At 70.3% G+C, this 16,380-nt stretch carries 15 protein-coding genes; 6 read left to right on the top strand and 9 right to left on the bottom strand.

Annotated elements, in window-relative coordinates; genetic code table 11:
* Nucleotides 1–197: 197 nt before the first annotated feature.
* From G3I56_RS28755 to G3I56_RS28745, 3 genes are all read left to right on the top strand, one after another.
* Nucleotides 198–1,454 (top strand): AI-2E family transporter, encoded by a 1,257-nt coding sequence (locus G3I56_RS28755; protein ID WP_239135154.1) that lies wholly within the window; start codon nucleotides 198–200, stop codon nucleotides 1,452–1,454.
* Between the two features lie 589 nt (nucleotides 1,455–2,043).
* A complete protein-coding gene (locus G3I56_RS28750) occupies nucleotides 2,044–5,052 on the top strand; it encodes an FG-GAP-like repeat-containing protein (RefSeq protein ID WP_164413928.1) in 3,009 nt (1,002 codons plus the stop codon).
* Between the two features lie 259 nt (nucleotides 5,053–5,311).
* Nucleotides 5,312–5,761: a hypothetical protein gene (locus G3I56_RS28745; protein ID WP_164413926.1), complete on the top strand. Its 450-nt coding sequence runs from the start codon at nucleotides 5,312–5,314 to the stop codon at nucleotides 5,759–5,761.
* 132 nt (nucleotides 5,762–5,893) lie between these two features.
* Here the strand turns inward: G3I56_RS28745 and G3I56_RS28740 are convergent, their stop codons facing one another.
* Nucleotides 5,894–6,469: a TetR family transcriptional regulator gene (locus G3I56_RS28740; protein ID WP_164413924.1), complete on the bottom strand. Its 576-nt coding sequence runs from the start codon at nucleotides 6,467–6,469 to the stop codon at nucleotides 5,894–5,896.
* Between the two features lie 111 nt (nucleotides 6,470–6,580).
* Between G3I56_RS28740 and G3I56_RS28735 the strand changes: the two genes are divergently transcribed.
* Nucleotides 6,581–7,783 carry an FAD-dependent monooxygenase gene (locus G3I56_RS28735; RefSeq protein WP_239135153.1) on the top strand — a complete coding sequence of 401 codons (1,203 nt, stop codon included), beginning with the start codon at nucleotides 6,581–6,583 and terminating at the stop codon, nucleotides 7,781–7,783.
* A 64-nt stretch (nucleotides 7,784–7,847) separates the two neighbouring features.
* Nucleotides 7,848–8,366, top strand: a complete 519-nt coding sequence (locus G3I56_RS28730) for a GNAT family N-acetyltransferase (protein ID WP_164413922.1) — start codon at nucleotides 7,848–7,850, stop codon at nucleotides 8,364–8,366.
* Between the two features lie 146 nt (nucleotides 8,367–8,512).
* Here the strand turns inward: G3I56_RS28730 and G3I56_RS28725 are convergent, their stop codons facing one another.
* From G3I56_RS28725 to G3I56_RS28710, 4 genes are all read right to left on the bottom strand, one after another.
* Entirely contained in the window at nucleotides 8,513–9,535 is a 1,023-nt protein-coding gene (locus tag G3I56_RS28725) for a LacI family DNA-binding transcriptional regulator (RefSeq protein ID WP_164413919.1), read from the bottom strand.
* Nucleotides 9,536–9,611: 76 nt separating this feature from the next.
* On the bottom strand, nucleotides 9,612–10,448 hold the full coding sequence (locus G3I56_RS28720; protein ID WP_164413917.1) for an ATP-binding cassette domain-containing protein: 837 nt from the start codon (nucleotides 10,446–10,448) through the stop codon (nucleotides 9,612–9,614).
* Complete coding sequence (locus tag G3I56_RS28715; protein ID WP_164413915.1) at nucleotides 10,445–11,440, bottom strand: ABC transporter permease; 996 nt, start codon at nucleotides 11,438–11,440, stop codon at nucleotides 10,445–10,447. Before G3I56_RS28715 ends, G3I56_RS28720 begins: the two co-directional genes overlap by 4 nt.
* A 200-nt stretch (nucleotides 11,441–11,640) precedes the next feature.
* A complete protein-coding gene (locus tag G3I56_RS28710) occupies nucleotides 11,641–12,657 on the bottom strand; it encodes a sugar ABC transporter substrate-binding protein (protein WP_164413913.1) in 1,017 nt (338 codons plus the stop codon).
* Between the two features lie 307 nt (nucleotides 12,658–12,964).
* Between G3I56_RS28710 and G3I56_RS28705 the strand changes: the two genes are divergently transcribed.
* A complete protein-coding gene (locus G3I56_RS28705) occupies nucleotides 12,965–13,258 on the top strand; it encodes an antibiotic biosynthesis monooxygenase family protein (RefSeq protein WP_164414082.1) in 294 nt (97 codons plus the stop codon).
* Between the two features lie 209 nt (nucleotides 13,259–13,467).
* On the opposite strand, the gene G3I56_RS28700 is transcribed toward G3I56_RS28705, so the two are convergent.
* The 4 genes from G3I56_RS28700 to G3I56_RS28685 form a co-directional block, all read right to left on the bottom strand.
* Nucleotides 13,468–13,830 carry a hypothetical protein gene (locus G3I56_RS28700; protein ID WP_164413911.1) on the bottom strand — a complete coding sequence of 121 codons (363 nt, stop codon included), beginning with the start codon at nucleotides 13,828–13,830 and terminating at the stop codon, nucleotides 13,468–13,470.
* A gap of 187 nt (nucleotides 13,831–14,017) precedes the next feature.
* Nucleotides 14,018–14,785 carry a GAF and ANTAR domain-containing protein gene (locus tag G3I56_RS28695; protein ID WP_164413908.1) on the bottom strand — a complete coding sequence of 256 codons (768 nt, stop codon included), beginning with the start codon at nucleotides 14,783–14,785 and terminating at the stop codon, nucleotides 14,018–14,020.
* Nucleotides 14,782–15,516, bottom strand: coding sequence for an ANTAR domain-containing protein (locus G3I56_RS28690; protein WP_164413906.1), 735 nt, complete (start codon nucleotides 15,514–15,516; stop codon nucleotides 14,782–14,784). The genes G3I56_RS28695 and G3I56_RS28690 overlap by 4 nt, the downstream gene beginning before the upstream one ends.
* Nucleotides 15,517–15,662: 146 nt before the next feature.
* Nucleotides 15,663–16,379, bottom strand: a complete 717-nt coding sequence (locus G3I56_RS28685; RefSeq protein ID WP_164413904.1) for a GAF and ANTAR domain-containing protein — start codon at nucleotides 16,377–16,379, stop codon at nucleotides 15,663–15,665.
* Nucleotide 16,380 lies beyond the last annotated feature (1 nt).

Genomic DNA, 16,380 nt, shown 5'->3' with positions numbered 1-16,380 from the left:
CGCGCCGCTTACCGGACGCCGCGCCTCCACCCGGATTCCACCCGGACCGCATCCGAACTCCACCCGCCTCCGCCCTCCTCCACGCGTCCTCTCAACCCTGCGGGGGCCCGCGCCGGTCTACCCTTTCGCCGCGGCAAAGCACGATCTTCGAAGCGCCGTGGCCAGCGGTCATGCGGGTGAGCGGAGACGAAAACAGGATGAACAGCAGCCGTACGGGAGCCTCTCGGCGAGTCGGCGCGGGCCGGAACAGGCAGCCGGGGCAACGCGGCACGCGGATGCACCGGGCACACCGGACGCGTACGACCGTACGCACCACCGGTGTGCCCAAGAACACGCCATCGCTTCGTGCCGACAGCGGCAGCGCGCCCCTGTTGGCGGGGCCCGCCCGGCGCATCGCCGCCGGAAGCGTGCTGCTGCTTCTGGTGAGCGGCGTGATCACCGTGGGTGTGTGGTTCTGCATCACGTTCCAGACCGCCGTCACGCCGATACTGCTCGCGCTGCTTCTGTCGGCCCTGCTCGGCCCGTTCTACCGGCGGCTGGTCAGGATGAGGTTCAACAAGTCGCTCGCCGCCGGGCTGACCTGCGCCGCCGTGGTCCTCGTCATGGGCGGGGCCGCGTACATCGTGGTGAACGCCCTGCTCGACACCGGTGACCAGATCATCGACTCGCTGCGGGACGCGGCGAAGGACCTCAGCGAGCGGTTCGACGTGGTCGGCACCGCCCTGGACGAACTCGCCACGAACGCGCAGGAGTTGCTGTCCAAGTTCGGCGGCACCGCGGTCTCCGGTGTGCTGAGCGGCGTCAGCATCCTCACCGAGATGATCGCCACCGCGACGCTCGCGATCCTGCTCCTCTTCTTCTTCCTCCGCGACTCCGACCGGGCCGTCGCCTCGCTGCACTCGCTGGCGCCCCGCGGCTCCGGCGCGACCCTGGAGGTCATGGCCCGCCGCGCCTTCCAGGCGATCGAGGGCTTCATGCTGGGTACGACGATCGTCGCGTTCATCGACGCCGTCTGCATCACCATCGGCCTGCTGATCCTCCAGGTACCGGGCGCCGTCGGCCTCGGGGCGCTGGTGTTCATCGGCGCCTACATCCCGTACCTCGGCGCCTTCCTGTCGGGCGCGGTCGCCGTCCTCGTCTCGTTCGCGGACGGCGGGCTCACCACCGCGCTGTGGGTCCTCGGCGTGGTCACCCTCGTCCAGCTCCTGGAGGGGAACGTGTTCCAGCCGATGATCCAGAGCCGCACCCTCCAGATGCACCCGGCGGTCATCCTCGTCGCCCTCACCGCCGGCGCCTCCCTCGCCGGCATCCTCGGCATGCTGCTCGCCGTACCGCTGACGGCGGCGGCGTTCGGCGTGCTCTCCGAAATGCGGGGGCGGTACGAGGAAGGGGTGAATGGGGTGAGTGGGGTGAGCGGCGGTGCCGAGGCGAGGCGCAGACCGGTCAACTCGTAGGCCGCCGAAGGACGTTCGGTGTCAGTCGGCTGAACTCGGTCGGCGTTGATGTCGGCTCAGGGTGGTGTCGGCTCAGGTGCCGGGCGCAGAACCGAGGTGAGCAGTACACCTCGAACATCGGGACATCGCCGTGCCTGCCGGGGTCGGCGTGCGGTGTCTTCTCCGTCGAGGTGAAGCGGTCGAACAGCGCCGGACTTGCCGCCCGCGACACCAACTCGTCGTCCCGCTGCGCAGAGCAGGAACTTGCGACTCACAGGTTGGCCACATGGGCGGCCGAGATGCCGGGGCGTCCGTCGCGCGGTTACCAGTCGACGACCCCCGCTTCAGCGGATATTGGCGTACCTGCCGTACGGCTGCCCAGCCGAGCGGGAACAGAGGCACGCGGCGCCTTCTGTAACACTCCGCCCCCGTACAACTCTTTGGCGCGACGAGAGTCTGACAGGGCGGCAGGAGCTGACGGCCGCCCCGACGGGAGTCGCAGTCCTTGCGGACGCACCTACAGGGGAAAGCAAATGGGGTGGGACGTGTGAGACGCACGACTCTGCGTACGGCGCCGAATCCGCGCACGGCGCCAAGAAGGAAACGGTCGATGACGGGGGCGGTCTCGGCCGCGGCGGCCCTGGCGGTGGTGGCCGGACTGCTGCAGTTCGCCTCGGGACCGGCCGCAGCGGCGGACGGCGGGGACATGCCGTCCGTCACGCTGACCGGCGCGCACCGGGCCGCGCCGCGGCAGGGGTTCCTGACCGCCGCCGACAACTCCGGGTACCTGTCCGTGCCGAGGTCGTACGAGCCCGGCTCCCCTGCGACGTGGATCGGCCGCGACGGCTCGACCAGGGACATCCCGCGCCGCCCGTACGCGATCGCCTACAACGGCGGCCTCGGGCTGGAAAAGGTCCCGGACACGGAGAACGTGTACCAGATCCGGCAGTACGCCACCGGCAAGGTGACGCGGTTCTACGTGCCGGCCGGTGACCGGGCCACCAAAGTCTTCGCCGAGAACCGCCTGGTGGTCGCCCGCCAGGTCGGCGGGAAGTGGACGCTCCGCCTGCTGGAGATGCCGGCGGGCGGCGGGAAGCCGGTCGACCGGCCGGTGACCGGCGTGCAGGACGACTTCGACGGGTGGATGCAGGGAGAGGCGTCGGACCCGCGTGGGGCCGCGTTCTGGTACAAGCAGGCCGATGGCGACCACCCCTGGCGCACCGCGCTGCTCGACTTCGACACCGCCGCGCTGACGTACATGCCCAGCGACGACTTCGGTCTCCTGGAATACCCCCACCTGGCCGGCGACACGGTGCTCTTCTACGCCATCGACAAGGGCTTCCAGAACTCGCACCTGTACGTCATCGACCGCAGTCGTCCGGAGGCCCGCGGGCACCTGATCGATCTTCCGTACGACGCCCGCCTCAGGGCCCGCGCGATCGGCGACTGGGTGCTGTACCCCGACACCGCCAAGAACGCGATCCGCGCAGTGCCGGTGACCGGCGGCCCGGCGCGCACGCTGCTGACCGCCTCGACCGGCAACTTCGTCGACGGCGATGACGGCAGTTTCTTCATCGAGGGCGGTACGGACGCGGAGCACTGGGCGGTTCAGCGCGTCACCCTGGGCACGGACGGGACCCCGGCCTTCGAGCCGGTGGCGCCGCTCCCGCCGGTCTCGGTGTACGAGGCCGGCGGCGTCGCGGTCGACCAGGGGCGGGTGCTGCTCGGCACCGAGCGCGCGGACGCGTCCGGCCCGGTCGACGGCACCCATCTCACCGCCTCCGCGCTCTCCCTGGCGGCCGACGGCACGCTGACCGCCGCACCGCCGGAGCAGCTGGGCGATCTCGGGTACGACGTCGGCAGCAGCTACCACGTCGACTGCTACGAGGAGTGCCTGCGGCTCACCGGCAACGGGGAGGGCGGAATCCCCTACCCGGAGGACGGGGTGTCGGCGGTCGTGGCGGCGTCCGCCCCGTACCGGGTCGTCCGCACGGCCCGGGGCGTGATGGAGGTGCGGGACGGGTTCAAGGTGCTGGCCACCGGCTCCTGGCCGGCCGCCGCGCTGTGGGGGAACACGCTGTGGACGGCCGGGACCGACTCGAGGGGCTCGACCGTGTACGAGAGGTTCTCGCTGCCGTCGATGCGGCGGCTGGGCAGCCTGTCGCTCGACGACTGCCTCCCGTCCGATCTGCAGGTGGTGGGCCGGTACGTCTACTGGTCCTGCGGGCCGAACGAAGAAGCGGGCGTTTTCGACCAGCAGACAGGGACGCAGCAGTATGTCCCGCGGGGCTACGCGCAGCTGGGCGATGGCTATCTGGTCTCCCAGGACGACGAGGCCGGCAAGCTGTTGATCACCTACCTGCGGGGCGCGGTTCCCGCGGACCGGGTCGGAACGGAGGAGCTCGGCCCGCTGCCGTCCCCGCCGTACGCTCCCGCAGACCGGCGGGCCCGGTTCTGGAACGTCGACCGGTTCGGCGGTCCGGTCGCCTATCAGACGGCGTCCGGTGATGTGACGGTGAAATGGCCGCAGGGGACCACCTCCCCGTTCGCGGCGATCGACGCCACCGTCCCCACCTCCGTCAACCTGCGCCAGGGAAGCGGCTTCCAGGGCATCTGGCACCTGAACAGGCCGGCCGCGAGCTGGAAGCTGACCGTCACCGCCCCCGGCGGCGCCGTCGTACGGACCGTCACCGGCGGCCTGGCGCGCGGGACACTCACTGCGACCTGGGACGGGCGCGCCGAGAACGGGGCACTGGTCCGTACCGGTACCTACCGGATGAGACTGACCGCCCGGGCCGCGAACGGCGCGACGGCGGACACGGTGATCTACGACAAGCAGGTGCCGGTACGGTCGGTGGAGCGACACGACTTCGGCCGGGACGGCATCGGCGACCTGATCACCCGCGACAGCGCCGGCCGGCTGGCGATCCAGCCCGGCACCGGGCGCGGCACCATCGACAGCGCGCACAAGGTCCAGGCCGGCGGTTGGCCCACCTCGTCGGCCTTCGTGCCGTTCGGCGACCTGAGCGGCGACCGCTGCAACGACCTCCTGGTCCGGGACTCCGCCGGGCGACTGACCCGGTACGACGGCACGTGGGGCAAGGCGTTCACGCCGAGGACCCCGCACCGCCTGCTCGGCACCGGGTTCGGCGGGTACAACGCGCTGACCTCCCCCGGCGACCTCACCGGTGACGGCCGCGCCGACCTGATCGCCCGCGACAAGGCCGGTGTGCTGTGGCGTTACTCCGACGACGGCAAGGGCGGCCTGGCCGCGCGAGTCCGGCTGGTCGCGGGCCAGGGCGGCTACACCCGGCTGGTCGGCGCGGGCGACCTGAACGCCGACGGAATCGGCGACATGGTCGGGCTTGACCGCACGGGCGGGCTGTGGCGGTGGCTCGGCAACGGCAAGGGCGCCTTCGGCAGCCGGGTCCGGATCGCCGGCGGGATCAGCGTCAACGCCCTGGTCGTACCCGGTGACCTGACCGGCGACGGCCGCCCCGACCTCCTCGGCCGGGACCGCGCCGGCGCCCTGTGGCGCTGGAACGGTACGAAGTCCGCCACCTTCGGTACGAAGACCCGCATCGCGACGGGCTGGGGCGGCTACACCGGCCTGTACTGAATGAATTACCTGGCAGCCGGACGATGACGGCGAAGGGCCCCACCGCGAACCTTCCGAACGGTGGGGCCCTTCGCCGTCGTGCCCGGTGAAACCGCAGTGCATGACGCGGCGTCTTGATGTGCAAGACCGGAAGAGCAGAGGATGGTCCGAAATGGTGCTGCCTCGAAACCGTTCCCTGTCCCGCGCTGCCGCTCTGGGTACGGCCGCCGCTGCGGTGGCCCTGCTTACGCTCACGAGCTGCACGCAGAACAGCCGCCCTGTGACCAGCAGCAGCCCTCCGAACGCGACGCGAACGCCTTCATCGCCGGCTGCGCACACCACCGCCGGTTCCCCCGCCAAGCCCGACGGCTGCCGGTCACTGTTGGCCTCGCCCACCGTCAAGGCGAGCGTCACGGCGGCCTACCGCAGCCACGCCCAACCGCCCCTCAGCCACATCGCCCCGGTCAAGGGCACGTTCTACTACGGCAGTTGTGACGGCACGCTCTACGCCGGAACCCGCTTCCAGCTCACTCCCGGCAGCACATACGCCGAGCAGGTCGCCCTGCAGGACGACGGAGCCGCGGTGAAGTACTTCGTCGACCGCCCCGGCACCGGTTGGCGCTACGTGGCCGGCGGCGGATTCCCCGCCGACCCTCGGGGATGTGCCGCCATCCCCGAGATCCCGGCCCACCTCGCCACCCTGTGGAACGACTGCCGGACAACCGAATAGGCGAAGCGAAGCGTCGTCGCCGACGCTCCGCGGTCAGTACAGGGCCTTTCCGTGTCCGGTGACGTCTCCGGCGCCCACCACCACGTTGTAGGAGGCGCCCCCGTTGTCGGCCACCGCCGTCCGGGAAGACACTCAATGAAGAACCGCCTCGATGGCCGGCGCGAGGCCGTCCTCGATCTCGTCCCGGGTGAGGGCGGTCACCGCCGGGAGGCGCAGCAGGTAGCGGGTCAGCCCCAGGCCGAGTAGCTGGGCGGAGACCAGGCCGGCCTTGCGCCTGGCGGTTTCCGGGCCCAGGGCGGCGGCCAGCGTCGGGGCGACCTGGGTCGCGAAGATCTCGTGCATCCGCGCCGCGGCGTGCTCGTTGGTGACCGCCGAGCGGAGCAGGACGAGCAGTGCCTCATCGGCCGGGTCGCCTTCCCAGCGGTCGAGGAAGTGCCGCACCAGCACCCGCGCCAGCTCGTCCGCCGAGACGCCGGTGAGGTCCGGCAGGCGCAGGTCGATGGCGAGCGCCGCGTCGAAGAGCTGGGCCTTGTTGCCGAAGTAACGCATGACCATGGACGGGTCGATGTCGGCGTCGGCGGCCACACCCCGGATGGTTGTGCGCTCGTAGCCCTGGGCCGCGAACCGTTCGCGTGCGGCACGCAGGATCGCGGCCTTGGTGCGGTCGGAGCGTTTGTCCGTGCTGGTGGGCTCGGTGTGCTGGTTCATGCCAACGACTGTAGGCCAACGGGTGTTGACTTTCCAGTGCGAGTGAGAGCATCATGCCAACAGGCGTTGGCCAACATTCGTTGGCAAACACATGTTGGCAAGGAGACCGCCATGAACAACACGGACAACCAGAACGACAGGAACGGCATGAACGACAGGAACGACTTGCATGGCAGGAACGGCATGAACGGCACCACGCTGCCTGCCCGGACCGAGGTCGCCGTCGTGGGTGCCGGGCCGGCCGGACTCGCGCTCGCTGTCACGCTCGCCGCCGCCGGCGTCGACTTCGTCGTCCTGGACAAGCTGGCTGAGGGCGCCAACACCTCGCGCGCCGCCGTCGTGCACGCCCGTACTCTGGAGGTCCTCGACGAGCTGGGAGCCTCCGAGGAGCTGATCGCGCGCGGCATCCGGATCACCCGCTTCGGCGTCCGCGACGGCTCCCGGCGCCTGCTGACGGTGCCGTTCGACCGGTTGCCCACGGCCCACCCGTACACCCTGATGGTTCCCCAGTACGAGACCGAGAGCGTGCTGCTGGACCGGCTGCGGGCGCTCGGCGGCGCCGTGCACCGCCCGTACGAGGTCGCCTCCGTGGTCCAGGACGCCGACGGCGTGACGCTCACCATGAGCACCGGCGAAACCCTGCGCGCCGCATACGCGGTCGGTGCCGACGGTATGCACAGCACCGTCCGCGAAGCCGCCGGCATCGGGTTCACCGGCAGCGCCTACGAGGAGTCCTTCGTCCTCGCGGACGTCGTGATGGACTGGGCGCCGGGCCCCGCCGAGGTGTCGCTCACCTTCGGCACCCAGGGTCTCGCCGTCGTCGCGCCGCTCCCCGGCGGCCACTACCGGGTCGTCGCCACCGTGGACGACGCCCCGCCCACCCCCGACCTCGACTTCGTCCAGCGGCTGCTCGACGAGCGTGCCCCCGGCCAGGCCAAGGTCACCGGTCTCGCCTGGTCGTCACGGTTCCGGGTGCACCACCGGGTCGCCGACCACTACCGGGCCGGCCGCCTGCTTCTGGCGGGCGACGCCGCGCACGTCCACAGCCCCGCCGGTGGCCAGGGCATGAACACCGGCATCCAGGACGGCTACGCCCTCGGCCGGGCCTTCGCCACCGGGCAACTCGACGGCTACGAGGCTCAGCGCCGCCCCGTCGCCCAGCGGGTCGTCGCCTTCACCGACCGGATGACCCGAATGGCCACCACCCGTAACCCCGTGATGCGCCGCGCGCGTAACATCGCGCTTCCCCTGCTGGGCCACACGGCCATGCCGAGGAAGCTCGCGACCGAGCTGGCGGAGCTCAACTACCGCTGACTCAAATACCGTTGACTCAACTACTGCTGACTCGACTACCGCTGGAGGGAAGGGAGGCGAAGGTATGGAGACGGCGAGGCTGCTGATCCGGAGGTTCACCGCAGGGGACGCGCCGACCCTGGCGGCGTACCGGTCGGACCCCGAGGTGAGCCGGTACCAGTCCTGGGAGGCGCCGGTGCCGTTGGCGGAGGCCGAGCGGCTGGCGGCCACCTTCTCGGCCGGGGATCCCGGCGCTCCGGGATGGTTCCAGTACGCCGTCGAGCGACGGGACGTGCCGGGGCTGATCGGCGACATCGGGGTGTGCCGCAGCGAGGACGGACGCCAGGCCGAGCTGGGCTTCACGTTCGCCCCGGAGTTCCAGGGGCACGGGTACGCCACCGAGGCGGTCGCGCGGCTGGTGCGGTTCCTGCTGGTGGAGCAGGGCCTGCACAGGATCTCGGCCGCCTGCGACGGACGCAACGTCCGCTCGGCGAAGCTGCTGGAGCGGGTGGGATTCCGCCGCGAGGGTCACCTGGTCCAGAGCACCTGGATCAAGGGGGAGTGGACCGACGACATCCTCTTCGGTCTCCTCGCCTCGGACTGACGGGCGGTTCCCGCCGCCCGCCGACGGTGACGGTGACGGGATCACTGCCGGTCGGTCGGCCGGCCGGCCGGCCGATCGGGCAGGCAAGGCAGCCGACGTACAGGAACTCTCCGAAGCGAACGGACGAAGCAAACGGAAGAAGCCGCCTACGGACTGGGCGCGGGTTGCTCGCCCGAGCCGCGGACGATCAGCCGAGTGGGCACGGTGATGGTGCGGGCCCGGGTGCGGTCGCCGTCGAGTCGGGTCAGGGCGGTGGTCGCCGCGGCCCTGCCGAGTTCTTCCGCGTCCTGGGCGACGGCGGTCAGGGCGGGTTCGAGCGCTTCGGCGAGGGAGACGTCGTCGAAGGCGACGACGGCGATGTCCTTGCGTTTGCTGCGGGCGAGTTCGGCGACTATGCCCAGCGCCATGATGTTGTTGCCGGCGAACAGGGCGGTGGGGGGATCGGCCAGGCCGAGGAGTCGGGCGGTCGCGGCCTCGGCTCCTTGCTGGTCGTGGGCATTGGTGTCCAGCGAGCGGTCGTAGGGGATGTCGGCTTCGTGCAACGCCGAGCGGTAGCCGGCCAGCCGCTCGCGGCGCGTGTACAGCGTCAGCGGCAGGTCGCCGACGAAGCCGATGCGCCGGTGCCCGTGAGCGATGAGGTGGGCGACGCCGTCGTGGGCTCCGGCACGGTTGGAGCTGACGATGCTGTCCGTGGCGAGGCCGACTCCGGGTCGGTCGAGGAAGATCACCGGCAGTCCCGCCGTACGGTGGGACCTGAGGTGGGCGTGGTCGGCGCCGACGGACGGTACGACGATCAGGATGCTGACCCGCCGGGCGAGGAACTTGTCCGTCAGCGCGCGCTCGCGGACGGGATCGTCCGCGGAGGAGCCCATGAGCAGGGTCAGGCCCCGGTCGCGGACCGTGTCCTCGATGCTTTGCGCCACGGCCCCGAAGAAGGGGTTCCCGAGGTCCGGGATGACCAGTCCGACCGTGGTGTCGGGTCCGCCGACGCGGATGTTGCGGGCCATGAGGTTCGGCTGGAAGCCGAGCTTGGCCACCGCGGCGAGTACCTGTTCCCTGGTCTGAGCGGAGGCGGGGCCGTCCGCGTTGAGGACGCGGGAGACCGTCTTGGCGCTGACACCGACTTCTCGGGCGACATCGGCAAGGGTGGGGCGGCGGTTCGCTGCCATGGAGGAAACCGTCTCCTGAGGGCTCTCGGTTCCGGCCGCGGCCTCGGCCGGGAACTGCGAGAGCTGAGTCGTGCTGTCAGTTGGCCTGGACTCCGGCTGCCTTCGCCGCCTCGGAATCCGCTACGACAGTATCTCCGGCCGCATCGACGGTGAGAGCGCCGGTCATGATGGCGACGACCTCGGCCATGGAGTAGTCGGAGGGCTTGATCACCGCGGCGCGGCGGCCGAGGCGGTGAACGTGGATCCGGTCGGCGATCTCGAAGACGTGCGGCATGTTGTGGCTGATCAGGACCACCGGCATGCCCTTGTCCCGGACCCGGCGGATGAGATCGAGGACCTGGCCGGACTCCTTGACGCCGAGGGCGGCGGTGGGTTCGTCCATGACGACGACGCTGCGGGCCCACGCGACGGAACGGGCGACCGCGACGGCCTGCCGCTGTCCGCCGGAGAGCGTCTCCACCGACTGCGTGAGCGAGCGCAGGCCGATCTTCAGGTCGGCCATGTGTTCGGCGGCCTCCTGACGCATGCGCTTCTTGTCGAGCATGCGGAAGACACTGCCGAGGACGCCGGAGCGGCGGAGTTCGCGCCCCAGGAACATGTTCGAGGCGATGTCCATGGAAGCGGCCACGGCCAGGTCCTGATACACCGTCTCGATGCCGTGGGCGCGGGCGCTCTGCGGACCGGAGAAGGTGATGGGCTGCCCGTTGAGAAGGATCTCGCCGGCGTCGGGGGTCACGGCACCCGTGAGGGCCTTGATCAGGCTGGTCTTGCCGGCGCCGTTGTCGCCGATGACGGCGAGGACCTCGCCGGGGAGCAGGTCGAAGTCGGCGCCGTCGATGGCGGTGACCTGGCCGTACCGCTTGACCAGACCGCGGGCCTGCAGCACGGGCGTGGGGGAGGAGGTGGCGGTCATCGGGCCTTCTTCCGGGAGAGCTGGTCGACGGTCACCGCGAGGATCACCAGGACGCCGGTGATCAGGGTCTGGTAGATGGAGGCGACGCCCATCAGCTGCAGGCCGTTGCGGAACACACCGACGATGAGGACGCCGATGAAGGTGCCCAGGACCGAACCGCGTCCGCCGAAGAGGCTGGTGCCGCCGAGGACCACGGCGGTGATGCTGTCGAGGTTGTCGGTCTGCCCGGCCTGCGGATCGCCGACTCCGGTGCGCGAGATGAGCAGCAGGGCGGCGATGCCGTAGAGGAGACCCGCCACGGTGTAGATGCCGATGGTCAGGCGGGAGGTGCGGATGCCGTTCAGCCTGGCGGACTCGGCGCTGTTGCCCAGGGCGTAGACGTGGCGGCCCCAGCCGGTGTTGCTCAGCGAATAGGCGAGGAGGAGGAACAGCGCGATGGTGACGAGGGAGCCGTAGGTGATGTCGGTGTGACCGAGGGGGAAGGTCTCGCCGAGGGCGGTCAGCGGGCCGGGCAGGTTGGTGACCGTCTGTTCCTCGGAGTAGATGTGGGTCAGCGCGAACGCCACGTTGAGCATGCCGAGGGTGACGATGAACGGCGGCAGCGGGATCTTCTGCACCAGCAGCCCGTTGATCAGCCCGAAGCCGCCGCAGACGCCGATGCCCAGGGCGATGGCGACGAGCGGGGGCAGGGAGCCCTCGGCGGCCATCTTGGCGATCACGATGCTGCCGAACGCCATCACGGCGCCGCACGACAGGTCGATGCCGGCGGTCAGGATGATCAGGGTCTGCCCGATGGCGAGGGTGCCCACGACCATGACCTGCTGCACGATCAGCGAGAAGTTCCCGCCGGTCAGGAACTGGTCGGTCGAGAAGGAGAAGAAGGCGCAGGCCAGGAGGAGGGCGGCCAGGGGTCCCGTGGTCGGCGCCGTGAGCAGTCTGCGGGCCGTGGTCGGTGCTTTGAGCTCGGCGTACGGCGTGGTCGTGGCTGTCATGCGAATCCTTGTCGGAAGACAGTTGTCCTTGTCGGCGGGCGAGGGAACGGGGTGAACGGGGTGGTTCTGGTGAGGGCCGCCCCGCAGGGGCGCCTTCAAGGGGCGCGGGGCTGTGCCGATATGCGGCTCCGCCGCGCGGGCGCGACCAGCCCCCACCCGGCCCGCAGCAAAGCACCGCGCCCCCCAGCGGAGTGCCCCGCTCAGCCCCAGCAGTTCTCCAGGCCGTAGGCGGTGTCCTTCGACGTGACCCCGTCCTGCGCCTTGTCGCTGATCAGCGTGACGCCGGTGTCGGTGTAACCGGACGCCTTCTTGCCGTCCTTGGCGTACGCCACAACGGCCTTGACGCCCTCGGCCGCCATCTTCAGCGGGTACTGCTGCGAAGTCGCGGCGATCTTGCCGTCCTTGACGGCCTGGGTGCCGGTGCAGCCGCCGTCGACGGAGACGATCAGTACGTCCTTCTCCCGGCCCTTGGCCTTCAGCGCGGTGTACGCGCCCAGCGCGGCCGGCTCGTTGATGGTGTAGACGACGTTGATGTCGGATTCCTTCTGGAGACAGTTCTCCATCGCCGTCTGGCCCTTGGCCTGGTCGCCGCCGGTGTCCTGGGCGCACACGACGTCCTTCTCGGTGGCGCCGAAGCCCTTCAGGAAACCGTCGTGCCGCTGAACGCCGACGGAGACACCCGGGGCGAGGTCGAGCGCGGCTATCTTCGCCGTCTTGCCCGCCATCGCGGCCTTGGCGTACTCGCCGATCAGCTCGCCGGCCTTGAGGTTGTCGGTGGCGAAGAGGGCGTCGACCGCGCTCTCCGGGTCGGTCGGGGTGTCCAGGGCGATGACCAGTACGCCCTTGGCGCGGGCCTTCTCGATCGCGGGCACGATCGCCTTGGAGTCGCTCGGGGTGATCAGGATGCCCTTGACCCCGGCGGCGACCATGTTCTCGACGGCGGTGACCTGTCCGGCATTGTCCCCGTCGAACTTGCCCGCCGCGGTGGACAGTTGGACACCGTTCTCCTTGGCGGCCTTCTCCGCGCCCTCCTTCATCTTCACGAAGAACGGGTTGGTGTCGGTCTTGGTGATCAGACCGACCTTGACCTCGCCCGAGCCGGAGCTCGACGAGCCCGATCCGGAGCCGGACCCGCAGGCAGTCAGGGTGAGGGCCGCGACGCCCGTGACCGCGGCGGCTCTGAGGAGGGAGGGGGAGAGGCGAGTGGTGCGAGACATGATCGGCTCCTGTGGGATAGCGAGCGGCACGGGGTTGGGTTCAGAGCACGCCGCCCGGGAGTGTCATCGTTGACTTATGTCATCGTTGACACTGCCTGGCCAGGATGATGGACTCCGCTTCCCGGAAACGTCAATGCCCCGCGCTCGTCACAAATCGGCAAACACTCGCGACCACCGCCCACCGGGACTGTCCGACAGCCGCCCTCCGGGGCGACCGACGCGACTGGGGTGACTGGTGTGGCTGGGGTGACCGGAGTGCCCGTACGCCCGTACGTCCGTCAGAGAAGGGCAGCCAATGAGCCATACCGTGAACAAGACCCTGCTCGCCGAGTTCACCGTCCGCGAGGGAGCGGAGGACGAGGTCGCCCGCCTGATCGTGGAGTACGCCAAGAAGGTGCGCGAGGAAGAGGGCAACCTCGCCTTCGACGTCTACACCAGGTCGGCCGCCCCGCGCGCCTACTGGATCTTCGAGGCGTACCGCGACGAGGACGCCTTCCAGGCACACCTGAAGGCACCGTACGGCGGCCCGTTCAACGCGGCCCTCGTCCCGCTGATCGAGGAGGACGCCTCAGTGCTGACCTTCCTCGATCCGGTGATTTGACCCGACCCGACCTGACCTGACCTCGTCCGATCCGGTGGCTGACGTCGGCCGGGACCGCGCCGCGGGCCCGGTCCCGGCGGCGCATCGTCATGCCGCTGTCCGGTCCGGCGACTGCCGCGGTGGCCTTCCTGGCGACGATCCTCAGGGCCGCAACGCCGCGTGCCCCTCGACGACCGGTCCCGCAGGTGCCGACACCGACTCGACCCGGCCTAGAGACGGAGCATGCGCTGGGTGATCTCGCGGTACTGCCGCAGGGCGAGCCGGAGTTCTTCGGACTGTGTTTCGGTGGGCTGCGTTTCGCGGTTCTGGTCCTGCCAGCCGGCGCGAAGGAGACTCCGGTGTTCCGCGAGGGCGTTCACAAGCTGGGCGGTGGCTTCGTCGTAGGCGCTCTCGGCCTCCTCCAGCGCCTCGAGCGGGGTGTCGGCGAAGGTGTTGAGGGCGTGTTGCAGGCGTTGGACGATCCTGTCCTGTTCGTCCTGCGCAAGCAGCGGTTCCGGGCCCGGCCTGCGGCGCTCGGCGGAACCCCGGGGTTGGCTCGCGGGCTGCTGGGCGCGTGTCTGGTCGTACATCATCGGGGATCGCTTCCGTTCCGTCTGAGGGCATCTAGAAGGCGTCTAGAGGTGTCTGGAGGCATCTGAAGACGCTGCGGTCAGGTGTGCGGTGTCGTTGCTCACCAGGAACGACACCGGTAACGGGGCCGGTGCGCGAGGTGCTCCCGATGACCTCACGCTACTCCCCGTGGCGGAGGGGCGAGGCCGGTCAGCCGTGCTGGTCCCCGGCCCGGTCCGGCACCGGAGCGGGGATGGCCGAGGTGTCGAAGTCGCCCGAGATGATCTGCACGGCGAGGTCCGACAGGCGCAGGTGACGGGCGCGGGCGTACGACCGGAACGTCTCGAAGGCGTTGTCGACGGAGGTCTCCCAGCGTTCCGCCAGGACGCCCTTGACCTGCTCGACCAGGACCCGGCTGATCAGCGCGTTCTCCAGTTGGTTGTTCTCCACGTGCGACTGCTCCAGCGTGCGCTGCTGGAGGATCGTGATGGTGGCCACGTCGGCGAGTGCCTGGGCGAGCGCGATGTCGTCGTCGCCGAGGTGGTGCGCCGTGGTCTGGAAGAGGTTGAGGGCGCCGACGACCCGGTTGCGCAGGCGCAGCGGGATCGCGTGGGTGGCCACGTATCCCGTCTCGTGGGCCTGCGGGGCGAAGCGAGGCCAGCCGGCGGTGGCCTGAGGCTGCGTCAGGTCGATGTTCGTGCGGGCGACACCGGTGCGGAAGCACTCGACGCAGGGCCCCTGGTCGTGCTGGAGCGTGAAGAGTTCCAGCAGCCGGGTGTGCTCGTCGGAGGCGGCGATGACCTGCAGTTCACCGTGCGCGTCCGCGAGGAGGATCCCGGCCGCCGACACGTCGAGCAGTTCGACGCAGCGCGCGCACAGCCGGTGCAGCAGGTCGATCACGTCGAAGTCCTCGACGAGGGAGTCCGCGATCTCCACGAAGATCTCGGCCAGACGTCGTTCACGGGCCATGCCGATCATCCCTTTCCACCGTCGGGCGATTGCGGCCCGCTCACATCGTCTTCGAACCGGAGCCTGCGGGCGACCACGTCCGCCGCGATCTCTCCGAGGGGGCGCTCACTGCCGTACGCATGGGCACGCAGGCGCAGGAGCGCCTCCGCCATGGCCACGCCCAGTTGGACGCTGATCATTCCCGTCGCCTGGTGCACGACCGCGCGGCGCAGTCCCGCCGGCGGATCCAGGGACATGTCGAACCCGCGCCCGTTCCCGCCGCCACCCGGGCCCCCGTTCAGGAAGGCGCCGGTCAGCGCGGCCGTGAGGGCGGTGGCGTCCGTGTACTGCTGCCCGCTCAGCCGCCGGTCACCGTCGCACAGCAGGGTCAGTACCCCGACCCGGATGGCTCCGATGCCCAGCGGGAAGCAGCACACACCGTGTACGCCCAGCTCGTGCGCGGCCGGCAGCAGTGCGGGCCAGCGCTCAGGGCGTACCCGGCCCAGGTCGGGTTCCACGACGGGCGAACCCGTGCGGACCGCGTCCGGACCCGGCCCCTCGCCCAGCGTGAACTGAAGCTCCTCGAACCTTGCGCCCAGCTCGGGATGGCACCAGACCGGCTCGGTCGTCGGGTCCGGGCCGGCCAGTAACGACAGCACGACACCCTCGACGCCCAGCGCCCGCGCACACGCGCAGGCCGGGTCGGCCACCTCGCCCTGACGCAGCGACCGCAGGACCTCGGCCATGCTGTCGCTGATCACCGGTCTCCGTCTCGTGTCCGTGGCCATGTCCGTGGCACTTCAGGATGGAGAGCCTCTCGGCCCCCGCCGTACCGTACGCGGGACGGTCCGCCACAGAGCGGTCCGCGGGTACGTCCTGGAGTGGCGGGTGCCCGCCACGGCGTGGGTCAGACACTCAGACCGGCAAGGGATTCGGAGTCGTCGATGAAGGCGCGGGCCACGTCGGCGAGGCGCATGTTGTGGGAGCGGGCGTAACCGCGCAGCGCGCTGAACGCCTGCTCCATGTCGATGCCCTGGCGTTCGGCGAGCTTTCCCTTGGCCTGTTCGATCAGCACCCGGCTGGTCAGCGCCGTCTGCAGCTGTTCGTTGAGCATCGTGCTGCGGTGGGCGGTGCGGTGTTGCAGGAGGCTGATGGTGGCTACGTCGGCCAGGGCCTGGGCGACGAGTGTGGCGGGCGGGTCGAAGGGGCCGGGGGCGGCCCGGAAGAGGTTCAGGGCGCCGACGGTGTTGTCCCGCAGGCGCAGGGGCAGGGCCTGGACGGCCCCGAATCCGCTGCGGTGGGCCGCCTCGACGAAGCGCGGCCAGCGGTGGACCTCCCGGGTCAGGTCGTGGACGATCACGGGTGCACCGGTGCGGTAGCACTCGAGGCAGGGGCCCTCGTCGTTCTGGAGCTGGAAGAGCTCCAGCAGTCGCACCTGCTCGTCGGAGGCCGCCATGACGTGGAGCATGCCGTCCTGGTCGGCGAGCAGCACCCCGGCGGCACTCGCGTCGAGCATGCCGACGCAGCGGTCGGTCAGCAGGCGCAGGAAGTCGACGAGGTCGAAGTCGGCTACCAGGTTGTCGGCCAGCTCCACGAAGGTCTTGGCCAGGAGCTGTTGATCCACG

The organism is Streptomyces sp. SID12488 (genome assembly GCF_010548275.1).
In the GTDB taxonomy this organism is placed as follows: Bacteria; Actinomycetota; Actinomycetes; order Streptomycetales; family Streptomycetaceae; genus Streptomyces.
The sequence above is the reverse complement of the archived record's forward strand: the minus strand, read 5'-3'. Positions and strand labels throughout refer to the sequence as shown.